12 protein-coding genes are annotated in these 12,198 nt (G+C 49.6%); all 12 read right to left on the bottom strand.

The genetic code is table 11. From position 1 onward, the window contains the following. Nucleotides 1-2 precede the first annotated feature (2 nt). On the bottom strand, nt 3-968 hold the full coding sequence (locus VSQ62_RS17160; RefSeq protein ID WP_334636004.1) for a hypothetical protein: 966 nt from the start codon (nt 966-968) through the stop codon (nt 3-5). Beyond that, nucleotides 965-3,148 carry an NAD-dependent epimerase/dehydratase family protein gene (locus VSQ62_RS17165; RefSeq protein WP_334636005.1) on the bottom strand — a complete coding sequence of 728 codons (2,184 nt, stop codon included), beginning with the start codon at nt 3,146-3,148 and terminating at the stop codon, nt 965-967. The genes VSQ62_RS17160 and VSQ62_RS17165 overlap by 4 nt, the downstream gene beginning before the upstream one ends. Before the next feature lie 100 nt (nt 3,149-3,248). Continuing rightward, nucleotides 3,249-4,430 carry a molecular chaperone DnaJ gene (dnaJ, locus tag VSQ62_RS17170; protein ID WP_334636006.1) on the bottom strand — a complete coding sequence of 394 codons (1,182 nt, stop codon included), beginning with the start codon at nt 4,428-4,430 and terminating at the stop codon, nt 3,249-3,251. A 190-nt stretch (nt 4,431-4,620) separates the two neighbouring features. Further along, a complete protein-coding gene (gene dnaK / locus VSQ62_RS17175; protein ID WP_334636007.1) occupies nt 4,621-6,501 on the bottom strand; it encodes a molecular chaperone DnaK in 1,881 nt (626 codons plus the stop codon). Nucleotides 6,502-6,513: 12 nt separating this feature from the next. Further along, complete coding sequence (grpE, locus tag VSQ62_RS17180) at nt 6,514-7,212, bottom strand: nucleotide exchange factor GrpE (RefSeq protein WP_502957761.1); 699 nt, start codon at nt 7,210-7,212, stop codon at nt 6,514-6,516. Between the two features lie 18 nt (nt 7,213-7,230). Next, nucleotides 7,231-8,274: a heat-inducible transcriptional repressor HrcA gene (hrcA, locus tag VSQ62_RS17185; protein ID WP_334636008.1), complete on the bottom strand. Its 1,044-nt coding sequence runs from the start codon at nt 8,272-8,274 to the stop codon at nt 7,231-7,233. A gap of 237 nt (nt 8,275-8,511) precedes the next feature. Next, nucleotides 8,512-8,805 carry a hypothetical protein gene (locus VSQ62_RS17190; protein ID WP_334636009.1) on the bottom strand — a complete coding sequence of 98 codons (294 nt, stop codon included), beginning with the start codon at nt 8,803-8,805 and terminating at the stop codon, nt 8,512-8,514. Between the two features lie 48 nt (nt 8,806-8,853). Then, nucleotides 8,854-9,045: a hypothetical protein gene (locus VSQ62_RS17195; RefSeq protein ID WP_334636010.1), complete on the bottom strand. Its 192-nt coding sequence runs from the start codon at nt 9,043-9,045 to the stop codon at nt 8,854-8,856. 103 nt (nt 9,046-9,148) lie between these two features. Then, nucleotides 9,149-9,673 (bottom strand): nitroreductase family protein, encoded by a 525-nt coding sequence (locus tag VSQ62_RS17200; RefSeq protein WP_334636011.1) that lies wholly within the window; start codon nt 9,671-9,673, stop codon nt 9,149-9,151. 30 nt (nt 9,674-9,703) lie between these two features. After that, on the bottom strand, nt 9,704-10,702 hold the full coding sequence (locus VSQ62_RS17205) for a FadR/GntR family transcriptional regulator (protein ID WP_334636012.1): 999 nt from the start codon (nt 10,700-10,702) through the stop codon (nt 9,704-9,706). Between the two features lie 21 nt (nt 10,703-10,723). Then, the gene (locus tag VSQ62_RS17210) at nt 10,724-11,965 is read right to left on the bottom strand and encodes a M20 family metallo-hydrolase (RefSeq protein ID WP_334636013.1); all 1,242 of its coding nucleotides are present in this window, start codon (nt 11,963-11,965) and stop codon (nt 10,724-10,726) included. 19 nt (nt 11,966-11,984) lie between these two features. Then, a complete protein-coding gene (locus VSQ62_RS17215; RefSeq protein ID WP_334636014.1) occupies nt 11,985-12,182 on the bottom strand; it encodes a hypothetical protein in 198 nt (65 codons plus the stop codon). Nucleotides 12,183-12,198 lie beyond the last annotated feature (16 nt).

Here is a 12,198-nt window from a genome sequence, read left to right on the forward strand (position 1 = left end):
GGTTATTGCCTCCTTGTGCTAAAGATTCGGATCAACTCTAACGTCTCGTTATTGATCACCACATCGGATTTTTTCAATGCCTCCATCGTCTCAAAGAAAGCTTCCCGGTCCTGTCTGGCAAAATAAAGCTTCAGTTTGCACACATATGCCTTCATCTCATCCGGGTACTGTTCCTCTATCCGCCGGCACCATTTCTCTGCCGTCTCATAATCCTTCATCTCCAGGATGCGCAGGAAGACGGCCTCATACCCATCAAGACCAAACCGCGCAGGATCCTTACCATAGAGAGACTCTGCCGTCTCATCCATGGTCTCCACGAACTTGCGCTGCTCATGCTGTGAGAACACATGCTGCTTCAAGATATGGTCCATATATTCAAGGAGGAGCTCCTCGCACTCCGTCTGGTCCGTCTCCTCCTCCCTGATCTGACGCCGCATCTTCTGCACATAGAGCCGGAACTTGTTCAGCTCATCCGACAGAACAGCCGCCGCATAGTGGGCAGTCTCCGAATCCTCACTATCCAGCGCCAGCGTGATAGAAGACAGAGAATCCTTGATATCCTTGCGCATGATATTCATCATTACCATACGCAGGTTCTTCTTCTCGTTGACCAGGATCGCTTCCTCCAGCGGGATAATATCTCGTTCCACCTCTTCATCTGCCCGGATATTAGTCTTCACACGCTCCTTACTGAAGATGACGTCCGTAAGATTCGCCCCTCTAAAGAACACGATCAGATATATCAGATGGCTGATTCCAAAGAACAGCGGCACGATAACCGGACACAGCAGCATCACGATAAAACGGATCAAGTATGTCCTCCTGTTATCATAGAGAATCTCGCTGTCCTTCTCGGCAGTAACTGAACGTGCAGGCACTATCAGAAATATGCCCGCCAGCAGATAGATGACAGATACAACCAGATTCACGATCAGGATGATCAGGAAAATATATTCATCCCTCGTCATAATACTGCCTCCTCATCAATCCGGCACTCATATCCCAGGTTCTCGAAACGCTCGATCACTCCGCCCGCGCTCTCCTTATCCGTATTGGCAAGAAGCACATACAGCCTGCCTCCCCTTAAGATACCCAGATAATCAGACTGCCGTATTGCCTGTCCAAGCGACCTTCCCACGCTCTCATAATCCTCTGTCCCGGCAAGAATCTCGAGCAGTATATACTCTGTTAATCCCTTGCTCTTCGCATCAGAGTAGGCCCTCGCAAGATGTGTAAACGCTTCCTCATCCAGTACATTCGTACCCTCCACATAGCGCTGGTTGTGCAGCGCTTCCAGGTACCGGTTCGCACGCACCACCGCATTCTGGATCAGGTAACCTACAATCGTGAGGCGGTTCGCCTCGCCCAACGTCATGCGCTCCCACGGTATTCCCCAAAGCATCAGGATGAGCTGCATATCATCCTCCGAATAGACGGCGCTCGCCATCATCGGCATCTTATCGGCCATATCCCGGTTGATGTAGACACGGCGTTCCCTGAGGTCACCGTACATCGCCTCCATATCCGTGTATTTGATAGAATTCCCAAGCTTACGCGCTTCCGGCGAAGTCGCAGAAAAAAGCCTGGCATAATCCCCGTTCGCCACCGTGTACACCGCCACATCCACGCAATCCATCAACCTTGCAAGCACCTGCGCAGCATAGAACAAAACCTCCTCTTGTCCATACTGTTCAAGGCTTGACGATACGTCATAGATCTTGCCGAGACTTTCCTTGTGATTTACGATCTGCGCCTCGAAATTATGCTTCATCCTGACATTACTGTCATTAATATCCTCAATATCCCTGATCTGCCCGTTCAAATACTGGACCCTGGATGCATTCTCGCCCTTCACGAACCGAAGCTGATCCCTCATATATCCAACGACCAGACCGACAATGAAGAGCTGCGCCATCCACACATATGTATTATAATCCAACAGCACCTCAAACCCGCTCTCCACATGCATCCTGGAAAGACAATACCCCACGATCGACAGAAACGCACTAAAGACAGCCTGCTGCTGTCCATAGACCACCGCAAAAAGCAATACATACAGCAAGAACAGATCAAGCCTTGCCAGAAATGCGCTGTCCGCCGCCTGAGCGCTTAACAGATATACCGGGATAAAACAGATCAGCGCTTCGGCAAACGGAATCAGCGCCTTCACGATCCTCCGGGTATGATTCCACGTCTTCACAGCCAGTCCGCCGCCGTCATCCTCATCCGTGATAAAAGAAGCGCTGTGCCGCTTCATAAAACGGACAACAGGTTTGATCCCCTTCTCATATCCATTGAAGATCTCATAAGAGAATTCTTCTTTATATCTGCCGCAGTCCAACACCAGACGATTACTCATCCCTACCGTATTGTCGACGACCTCCACGCCGGAACCCATCTCTTCGCAGATCTTCTCCGCAAGCGTAAGCTCTCCCACCTCTTCCATAGAGGAGATATGATAAATCGGGAACTTAAGCTCCTCCTTACAGATCACCCGATAGGAAAGCTCCACCGCATCATTCAGATAGATCATGGAGAATATCCTCCGGTCATTGGCTGAGATCCGCCCTGTCTTAAGCCCTTCAAGGATCATACGGAAACAGGGCGCATTCTCCAGCTCTCCCTTCTCCGGCGTCCAGTAGAGATGGTCGAATCTTAAGATCCTCGTATCCATATTCTGAGTTCTGTAATAATTCATACAGATCTCCTCGCCCTGAGCCAGCGCCAGCGCCTTAAAGCCCTTAGGCGATACCGGTTCGTCCTCCGCGATATTGTCGATATACGCGTCGCCGAACACCTCCTCAGAGGAGAAATAAATAAGCCGCCCCGTCTTGACCATGCTGAATGCCGACAGAATATTCATGACGCCTGCCGCATAGCGCACCGACTCCTGCCTGCCTTTATCCTCCCAGTCAAAATTCGTATCATATGCCCCCATAAATACCGTCACATCCGGCCGGATGCTCTCGAAAATGTCCTTGATACTCTCACTCTCATATGGGAACTGATACTTTTCAAATACCCGCTTATAAGAATAGCGGCTGTCCCTCTGGCCTGTCAGTAAATATACCCGATGACCATTCTTATTCAGTTTATCGATCATCGCATTCATCAGCACGCTGCCGCCGCCTATCAATAATACAACCATATCCTCACCGCTTTTTATTAACTTTATGTCACATATAAAATTATATCATTTTGAGATTAAAAGTCAATACCGGCCAACAGGCAAAAAGCCCTTGATGAGTTTAATCATCAAAGGCTTCTTTCATCTTATCCATAAATCCTTTTTTCTTCTTTCCGGTCTTCCCTTCTTTCTCGCTCGCCGCCTGATTCAGCGTATTGCCCGACAGCTCGTCGAACCGTCTGAGCGCTTCTTTCGCTTCCTGGCTCAAATGTTCCGGCGTCTGGATCACCAGTGTCACATAATGATCCCCGCGCACCTGTGAATTACGCACGGACGGAACACCCTTGCCTTTTAAGCGTACCTTGGTATCCGTCTTGGTTCCAGGCTTCACCGTATAGAGTACCTCTCCGTCAACCGTCTTCACCCGGACGTCCGCGCCGAGCGCCGCCTGCGCGAATGAGATCGGAACCGTAGAAAATATATGCATATCCTGCCTCTGGAAGATCGGATGCCTGGATACGACCACCTCTACCAGAAGGTCGCCTCTTGGGCCTCCGTTTACACCCGGTTCTCCCTTCTCCCGGATCCGCACGCTCTGACCGTTGTCGATTCCTGCCGGGATCGTCACAGCGATCTTCTTACGGTTGGAGGCATATCCTGTACCGCCGCAGTCCGAACATTTCTCACGGATAATCTTGCCGGTTCCGTTACAGTCCGGACAGGTCTGGACATTCTGGACCATTCCAAAGAAGGACTGCTGTGTATAGACAACCTGACCCTTGCCCTGACATTTCGGGCAGGTCTCCGGTGACGTCCCCGGTTTCGCCCCGGTTCCTCCACACTTCGGACATGGATCCTTAAGCACCATATCCAGCTCCTTCTCGCATCCAAATACCGCTTCCTCGAAAGTGATCCTGACGCTCTTCCTGATATTCATGCCCTTCATAGGCCCCTGACTCGCACGGCCTCTCCTGCCTCCGCCGAACAGATCGCCGAAGATATCACCAAAGATATCACTGAAATCCGCCCCACTGAAATCAAATCCGCCGAAGCCGCCTCCGCCTGCACCGCCTTCAAATGCCGCATGGCCGAACTGGTCATACTGGCGGCGTTTCTCCGGATCACTCAATACCGCGTAAGCCTCGGAAGCTTCTTTGAATTTCTTCTCGGCCTCCGCATCACCAGGATTCATATCAGGGTGGTACTTCTTGGCGACCTGTCTGTATGCCTTCTTTAAAGTGGAATCGTCAGCATCCTTGCTGACACCCAGCACTTCATAATAATCTCTCTTTGATTCTGCCATAGTATTTCCCTTCCTTATATAACGCCATATACAGACAATTATGAGGAAACATATGCAGATCCTATCCGCCTTTTGTACTCCCCATAATTGTCTGTGTGTAACCGGCACAGCGCTGCGTTCTCTCAATTCGTAACAGTTCAGATACCTTCACTGTTACCTCAATTCATGCTTCCTTCTGTGCCGAAATCAATTATACTTCCTTATAGTCTCCGTCTACGACATCATCGCCCTGGAATCCTTCCGGCGCCGGGCCTGCTCCAGGATTTGGGCCTGCTCCCATATCCGGACCTGCTCCCTGAGCTGCCGCTCCTGCCTGCTCATACATCTTGGTGAATACCTTCTGGGCGCTCTCCATCAGCTTCTCCTTGGCTGCCTTCATCTCGGCAACCTGTGCGTCGGAGATATCATCCATGTTCACCTTGTCAAGGATCTCTCTGAGTGCCTTGCAGTCTGCCTCTACCGCAGACTTATCTGCCGCGTCGATCTTATCTCCGACCTCTGAAAGAGCCTTCTCTGTCTGGAAGAGCAGTGAATCGGCCTCGTTCTTGGCGTCGATTCCTTCCTTACGCTTCTTATCCTGAGCCTCGAAAGCCGCCGCTTCCTTGACTGCCTTATCAATATCCTCATCAGACATATTGGAGCCTGCCGTGATGGTGATATGCTGTTCCTTACCTGTTCCAAGGTCTTTTGCAGATACATTCACGATACCGTTGGCATCGATATCGAAGGTAACCTCAATCTGCGGTACTCCGCGCGGAGCCGGTGCGATTCCGTCCAGTCTGAACTGTCCAAGGGACTTGTTATCTCTCGCGAACTGTCTCTCACCCTGTACAACATTGATATCAACCGCTGTCTGGTTATCTGCCGCCGTTGAGAAGATCTGGCTCTTCTTGGTCGGGATGGTGGTATTCCTCTCGATCAGCCTTGTAGCAACACCGCCCATAGTCTCGATGGACAATGACAATGGCGTTACGTCAAGAAGAAGGATATCTCCTGCACCCGCGTCTCCAGCAAGCTTGCCGCCCTGGACGGATGCGCCAAGCGCTACACACTCATCCGGATTCAGAGACTTGCTTGGCTCCTTGCCTGTCAGACGCTTCACTTCTTCCTGCACGGCCGGGATACGTGTGGAACCGCCGACCAGAAGTACCTGGCCAAGCTCGGATGCGTTGATCCCTGCATCGGATAATGCTCTCTTCACCGGCTCGGAGGTCTTCTCTACCAGGTCGTGTGTCAGCTCGTCGAATTTCGCTCTTGTCAGGTTCATATCGAAATGCTTCGGACCTTCAGCCGTTGCGGTAATGAACGGCAGGTTGATATTGGTCGTCGTTGCGGAAGACAGTTCCTTCTTCGCCTTCTCTGCCGCTTCTTTTAATCTCTGGAGCGCCATCTTATCTGTGGATAAGTCTACGCCCTCCTGCTTCTTGAATTCCGCGATCATATAGTCTGTGATCTTCTGGTCGAAATCATCTCCTCCAAGACGGTTGTTACCTGCTGTAGATAATACTTCGATCACGCCGTCGCCGATCTCGATGATGGATACGTCGAAGGTACCGCCGCCAAGGTCATATACCATGATCTTCTGTTCTTTCTCATTGTCAAGGCCGTATGCAAGGGCTGCAGCCGTAGGCTCGTTGATGATACGCTTCACATCAAGTCCGGCGATCTTACCCGCGTCCTTGGTTGCCTGACGCTGTGCGTCATTGAAATAAGCCGGTACGGTGATGACTGCTTCCGTCACCTTCTCACCCAGGTATCCTTCTGCGTCTGCTTTTAACTTCTGAAGGATCATAGCTGAGATCTCCTGCGGAGAATACTTCTTCTCGTCGATGGTTACTCTGTAATCGCTTCCCATCTCTCTCTTGATAGATGAGATGGTTCTCTCTGCGTTGGTTACTGCCTGACGCTTCGCAGGCTCGCCTACCAGACGCTCGCCCGTCTTAGAAAATGCTACTACAGACGGTGTGGTCCTTGCGCCCTCTGTATTGGCGATGACTGTTGGCTGGCCGCCTTCCATAACTGCTACACAACTGTTTGTCGTACCCAAATCAATTCCTATAATCTTGCCCATTGTTATTTCCTCCTAATTTGCTACTTTCACCATACTGTGTCTGACTACTGAATCGCGGTACATGTAACCCTTCTGGAATTCTTCGGCTATGATATTCTCGCCGAAGTTCTCATCCTCTACATGCATCACTGCGTTGTGGAAATCCGGATTGAACTCCTTGCCGACCGCTTCGATCGGTTTGACCTCCACACTCTCCAGCGTAGTCATCAACTGCTTATACACCTTCTCCATTCCCTGGATGAAGGGATCCTCCTTCTCCCCTTCCTTGACCGCTCCAAGCCCTCGCTCGAAATTGTCAACTACCGGAAGGATCTTATCTATGATATCTTTCGCACCTATCTCGTACATCTGGGACTTCTCCTTCTCTGTACGCTTGCGGAAGTTATCAAACTCTGCCATCTGCCGGGTAAGCCTGTCGGTAAGCTCCTCGATCTTCTCATCCTTCTTATCCTTCTTATTCTTCTTGCCAAACAGCTTCTTGCCGGACTTCTTATCATCCTTGCCGTCTGCATCGCCTTCCTCTGCCTCTTCCCCGGTATCCGTATCTTCCTGTGCTTCGGCATCTTCTGCCGTCTCTGCTTCGTCAACGGCTGTCTCTACCTGGGAGTCCGTCTCTTCTGTCTGGGACTCCTGCTCCTCTGCCGCCTTCTTCGCTTCCTCCACAGCCTCTTTTACCATCTCTTCCTGGCTTTTCTCCTTATGATTCTCCAAGGGTAATTCCACCTTTCTTTATTCTTTTTTATGAAACATCTGATCCAGCTCGTTCTGGAGCCGTTTCATTGATTTTAACACATGTTCATAATCCATTCTCTTTGGTCCGATAATACCTATCGTTCCCTTCATGCCGTCGCCTAATTCATACGTTGCGGTAACGACACTGCAGTCTTTCATGGTCTGGACCGGAGTCTCATCCCCGATGTACACCTGAATCCCGGTATTGTCCTCCTTCGCCAACGTCTGTGTCACCAGCTCTGTCAATTGCTGCTTTTCTTCGAATGCATTGATGATCTCCTGCGCACTCTGATTATCGCTTAGCTCCGGGTATTTGAAAATATTCGTCGCGCCGCTTGTATAGATCTGCATATCTTCCTCGACCTGAATCGCATCCGCCACCGCATCCAGAACGTTGCTGATCACACTGCTGTGTATCCCCGCCTGTTCCTTAAGCCGCGCGATCAATCCCAGATTGATCTCCTCGATCGACATACCGTTCAGCGTCGTGTTGAGCAACATGTTAAGCTTCAGCAGGTTCTCATTGCTGAGCGGCTCCTCTACATCGATGATCTTGTTCTTGATCACATTGCCGCCAAGCACAATCACCGCGATCACCTGTTCTTCGTCTACCATAGATAACTGAATGAACTTGATCTTGTTCGAATTGTTCATCGGAGTGGAAACCATGGTCGCGTAATTCGTATTGCTTGCCAGAACCCTCGCCGCCTGCTTAAGAAGCTGTTCCATCTTGTCTGCCTTATCAAGCATCTGCTCCTGCATCTCGGATAGCTCCTGCTCCTTCTCCTCCATCAGCATATCTACATATAGTCTGTAGCCTTTATCCGAAGGAATACGTCCGGCTGACGTATGAGGCTGCAGGATATATCCCAGCTCTTCTAAGTCGGCCATCTCATTGCGGATTGTTGCAGAACTAAGATTCAGATCTGTGTACTTAGAGATCGTCCTGGAACCGACCGGTTCGCCGGTTTCAAGATAATTCTTGATGACTGCATGCAGAATCTTCATCTTACGGTCGCTAAGCCCGTGTTCTGTTACCATCTATCCTCCTCCTTTCGGATTCATCTGTTAGCACTCTATAATTTTGAGTGCTAACATCTTCGACTATTAATGTATCACTACCTATTTCTTTTGTCAACACTCTTTATATTTTTTTTATAGCTTTTCAATAACCATTTTAGAAAAATGCATGTTTTGTAAATTTTATAAAGTGTATAAATCAGCATTGAAAAATGCCCCATACCTTCTACCGGTTCGGGGCATCTTCATTCCTGCCTATTAACTTAACTCGATCTTCGCTGCTTCCTCCGGCTTGAACTCGTTCTCCAGGTCATAGATATTATGTCCCGTAGACTCTCCTAATACTCGTCCTTCCAGAGAATAACAACGGATGAACCTCTTCACGTCAATGCTAGACCAGTGCTCCACATCCCAGCTCATATAGCCGTCCGCATCCGACTTCTTTTCCTTCAGATAGAGATCCACCTGACGACCATCCCGCATAATATCGATCAAGCCCTTGGTTCCATTGACCTCTACCTCTTCCTTCTTCACTGAATCATACACTTTCATAATTATTCCCTTCCTGTCCTGGCAACTTTCAATGTCAAGATAAATAAGCTATTCTTTAATCTTATCGATATCTGTCAGATTAACGCCCAATGAAGTCAAAACTGCCTTTAATGATAAATAATCGTCCTTCAATCCCTCATATGTTTCAACCGCATTTTCCTTTTTGGCATTCTTCATATGAGCCTGAATCTTTTGGAATTGATCAACTACATCTTTAACAATCTCTCCATTACTTGGCATATACTCACCACCTATCCGCTATCTGCACATCTACATGCTGCGTGTATCAAAACATGGTTTCTATCTTTATTATAATAGATAGGACATAAGGTGTAAAGCTTTTTTAGAATTTCCCTCTATGCACCTTCTCCATCGGTAGCTCCTCAAGAGAATGCGCCTCCGGATGTTCCTTCGTCATTCCCAGCGCCAGGATCGCTTCTAATGCATATTTCTCCGGAATCGCAAGCAGCTCCCTGATATGCTCTTCCGTCGTCCTCTCATCCGCAGCCTTCCGAAGCCTTCCCTGCACCCAGCAGCTCCCAACACCAAGGCAGTCTGCCATCAGATGCATATGCGCCATAGCAACCGAACAGTCCTCAGCCCATACGTCCGTCTTCTCCGTATCTCCCACGACAACAACGGCACATTTGGCATGCTCAAGCATGGCTCCGCCGGCCGCCCGGCTCTTCGCCATCTTCGCAAGCACCTCTCTGTCTTCCACCACGATAAATTCCCAGGGCTTTAAGTTCTTCCCGGACTCAGCCAGAAGTCCTGCCTGCAGGATCTTCTCAAGCTTCTCGGCAGGGATCTCCTCTTCCGTATAGCTCCTAACACTTCTGCGATTTGTCATAACCTCTAATAAATCCATCTCTTTACACCTCTTTCTCTATAATGCTCATTATCTGTAATCGTAACGCCCAAGTGATTTCTCAAGATGTTCTTTCATCGCTTCAGACGCTCCTTCAGCATCCTTCGCCAGGATCAGTCCATATACCCTCTGATGCTCCTCATAGATATCCTTAAGCTGCTCCTCATCGACCATACCGCTGCCGCTGACATGCCGCATCAGATTGCTGATGGTCTGGATCATGCTGTAGATCACCTGGTTGCCGGAACACTCCGCGATACAGATATGGAACTCCAGGTCACCGTCCAGAAACTCCTTAAAATCCTTCTCCACATAAGCCTTATGGAGCTTGTGCGAGATATCATACAATCTGTCCAGGCACTCCTTATCCGTACACTTTGCCGCCAGATAAGCCGCCTTCACCTCCAGGAGATTCCGGACCTCCACAATACTGTCGATCTGACCCCCATTGAGGAACAGAGACCATGACAGGGGAACGATAAAGAAGCTGGCTTCATGGTTGCTGATATAAGTGCCCTGTCCGGGCCGGATATCGATCATCCCCAGAACCTCCAGGACCTTAAGCGCCTCCCGGATCGCGGACCTCCCCACATTCATCTTCTGGGACAGCACTCTGTCCGACTCAATCTTATCACCCTTCTTCAGCCGCTTTTCAAAGATCTGTTCTGCAAAATACATGGTAAGACGGTTCACCAGATGATTGATATTGCCCTTCTTCGCACGGCCTTTTCCGGCCGCATCTCCGGCCGTATCACTTGGCAGAAGCACCTGGATCCTCTCTGAGAATTCCTCCGGAGGTATTGAAAACAGCATAGAATCAATACCAAGCTTCTCCGACACCGCAAGGATCACTTCATTCATTCTTACTCCGTCCCTGGATTCCAGATTAGAAAATGTTGCAATACTCATCATCGGCTTACCGTCCGCCGAGGACAGAAAACGATCTATAAATTCCTTCTGCGTAAGCCTGAGCGCACTCCTGAGTAATCGTAGATTCTCCTTTTTATTTACCGGGTTCAATCCTGTCATATAACTCTCCGTTTTCCAATTCTACTTTACAAGAAGTTCCTTGGCTAGCTCAGTCATAACCACAGATGCTTTCGCAAAGTCACTGTATTTCGTGAATTCTACCGGACAATGGCTTCTTCCTTCCTTACTTGGAACGAACAGCATCACAGTCGGGATCACCTGACCGATCTCAAGGGCGTCGTGTCCCGCACCGCTTGGAAGCTTCTTATAGCTGTAGCCTCTTGCCTTGCAGCTCTCTTCCATCGTGCCAAGCATCTCCTCAGAGAGCCATACCGGCGTGATCACAAGCTTGGTGTCGATCTCATAGCTTCCGCCCATCTCACTCACTTCTCTGTCGAGGGCGGCGCGGATCCTGTTGGCGATATCATTGATGTTGTCGTTATTCTTGGAACGGATATCAACGGTGAATTCTACCTTCTCCGCAACAATATTCATTCCGCCCGGTGTCGTGCGGATGAAGCCTGTGGTCGCAACGGTTCCGTCGGCCTTCTCACGCGCCCAGTCCGGAATCTTGGAGATCACCTTCGTCGCCGCGTCAACAGCATCCATACGCATATCCATAGGAGTCGTTCCCGCATGGTCGGCCCTGCCGTGAACGGTTACCATATAACGCTGGATCCCGACGATACAGTCCACAAGACCAAGCTCAATATTCTCCGCATCAAGAACCGGACCCTGTTCAATATGCAGCTCAAGGAACTGTCCGATCTTGGATGTGTCCCATTTCGCTTCTTCGATCTTCTCCGGATCAAGCCCGTATTCTTTCATGGCATCATAGATGGTAACGCCGTTGGTATCTGCGAAATTCTTGCAGTATTCAACATTCCTGTTGCCAAGCATCGCACCTGACCCAAAATACCCTGTTCCGAAACGCATTCCTTCTTCGTCACAGAATCCAACCGCAACGAAATCCCTCTTTGGAGTGATTCCTTCTTCTTTTAACTGCCTTGCAACCTCGATGGCACATACCGCTCCCGCGATACCGTCGAAGTCTCCTCCGTTCACTACAGAGTCAAAATGTGATCCCATCATGACACATGGAGCGTCCGGATCCGTACCCTTCATCACTCCGATCACGTTGCCGGCGGCATCCTCTCTCACTTCAAGTCCTGCCTCTCCCATGATCTGCTTTAAATAATTCACTGCCCCTCTTGCCTCCGGTGTAAACGGCAGCCTGGTGCAGCCGTCTCCCGGCGTTGCCGTAAACTGCTTCAAGCTCTCCAGATCCTTCGCTATTCTGCCTGTAATCTCCTCAATTGCCATAATGACTTCTCCTTTCGTCTCATTTCTTTGGCTTAATTATAAACGTTCTGACCGGCGAATACAACATGGCGGCTACCATAATCAGAAATCCGACCAAGCAGATCGTGTCATTCCCGCTGCCAAGGCCCGCCAGTATGATAAAAAACGCCGCCATGATTACAACAAATGCAATCGTAAGCCCGCCTTCTTTTGTCTGAAAAAAGTTTTTCTTCTCCATAATCTACTAAAGACTC

Source organism: Sporofaciens sp. JLR.KK001 (assembly GCF_036941055.1).
In the GTDB taxonomy this organism is placed as follows: Bacteria; Bacillota; Clostridia; order Lachnospirales; family Lachnospiraceae; genus Sporofaciens.